This window comes from Acinetobacter sp. UC24323, from assembly GCF_024151445.1.
GTDB classification, from domain to species: Bacteria; Pseudomonadota; Gammaproteobacteria; order Pseudomonadales; family Moraxellaceae; genus Acinetobacter; species Acinetobacter baumannii.
In genome coordinates this window covers 1-1829 of sequence record NZ_JAHIBY010000030.1, presented here as the reverse complement: position 1 = coordinate 1829, position 1829 = coordinate 1, and the positions used below count along the sequence as shown (strand labels likewise).

Annotated in this window: 1 protein-coding gene; it reads left to right on the top strand. The window is 47.0% G+C overall.

The genetic code is table 11. The features are described 5' to 3' along the window. Positions 1–1829: Ig-like domain-containing protein (locus tag KNQ97_RS19120; protein WP_253612634.1), on the top strand; the 1829-nt coding region annotated here is incomplete at both ends.

Here is a 1829-nt window from a genome sequence, read left to right as displayed (position 1 = left end):
CCGACCTTGTATGTTGATGGTGAGAAGGTAGCTGCAAGCTATGATCCTGTAACCGGTACACTAACGCCTACCACTCCGCTGGCAGATGGTTCACATCAACTGACTTATACGTTGACTGATGCAGCAGGTAATGAAAGTGCACAGAGCCCAGCAATAACAGTTACTGTAGATACAACTGCGCCAGTTTTGACAATTAGTACATCTGATTTGGTTCTCGCATCGGGCGAAGCTGCAACTATTACATTTGAATTTAGTGAACCCGTTAGTGAATTTTCAGTTTCAGATGTAGTTGTTAGCGGTGGTGTACTAAGTAATTTTATTCAAGTTGATGCAAATACATGGACAGCAATTTTTACTCAAAGTGGATCAGTAGCACCAAGTATTAGTGTAGCTGATGGGGCCTATACTGATATTGTTGGCAATACTGGTAAAGGTGACGTTCTGGATGGAGCAGATGGTTTTATTTTTAATCCCTTAGCAGTTGACTTGATTGGTGAAATCACTATTCCAGCAGATATAAATAACGATAATATTCTCAATGCTAATGAGTTAGGAGCAGATAAGACATTTACTGCTCAGATTACTTTAGGTAGTGATGCGGCTGTAGGAAATATTATTAGTGTAAATGGTATAAACTATACAGTAGTACAGGCAGATTTGGATGCTGGGTTCATAACAGCAGAAATTATTGTAACTGTGGATGGAGATTTATCTGTTCGTGCAGAAGCACGTGATTCTGCTGGTAATACAGACATTGCCGATACAACTATAAAAGTGATTACAGTTGACACGACAGCACCTATTACGCCTTCTGCACCAACAGGCTATCTGGACAATGTTGGACCTGATCAAGGAATCAAGGGATCAGGCAGTAGTACAGATGACACGACCCCGGGTGTTGTGATTTCTGCACCGGGTGCAGGTGAGACTCCGACCTTGTATGTTGATGGTGAGAAGGTAGCTGCAAGTTATGATCCTGTAACAGGTACACTAACGCCTACCACTCCGCTGGCAGATGGTTCACATCAACTGACTTATACGCTGACTGATGCAGCAGGTAATGAAAGTGTACAGAGTCCTGCACTGTTACTGACAGTGGACACGACAGCGCCGAGCTTGGTGATTACGGCCCTGGACCCTGCACTCACTGCGACTGAATCGACAACAATCAGCTTTACGTTTAGCGAGGCGGTCAGTGGCTTTGATATTGATGACATTACGCCAGTAGGCGGTACGCTGAGCAATCTGGTCCAAAGTACAACCAACCCGAATGTCTGGACAGCTACGTTTACAGCTGACGGCAGTGGTGCGGCTCCAAGCATCAGTGTTGCAGACGGTGCCTATACAGACCTTGCAGGTAACTTGGGTACAGGCGATGTACTCGATGGTACGGACGGCTTTGTGGTTGATACGCTAGCTCCGGCACCGGTGATTACGATTGATCCTGTAACGAATGCAATCACGATTGACTTTGGTGAAGCAGTCAATGCGGTTGATGGCAGTCCGCTTACGGCAGATGCGCTTGAGGGATTGCTGGACATTGCTAACGGTACATTGACCGGCCTTGTAGACAACGGCGATGGCAGCTTCAGCGGTACGCTGGTACCGGCTGCGGACTTTGAAGGCGATGTGGTTGTGAACGTACCGGCAGGTATTGTTACGGACGTGGCAGGTAATGCCAACCTGACTGCAACAGAGAGCCTTACGGTCGATACATTGGCGCCGGGCTTGGTGATTACGGCCCTGGACCCTGCACTCACTGCGACTGAATCGACAACAATCAGCTTTACGTTTAGCGAGGCGGTCAGTGGCTTTGATATTGATGACAT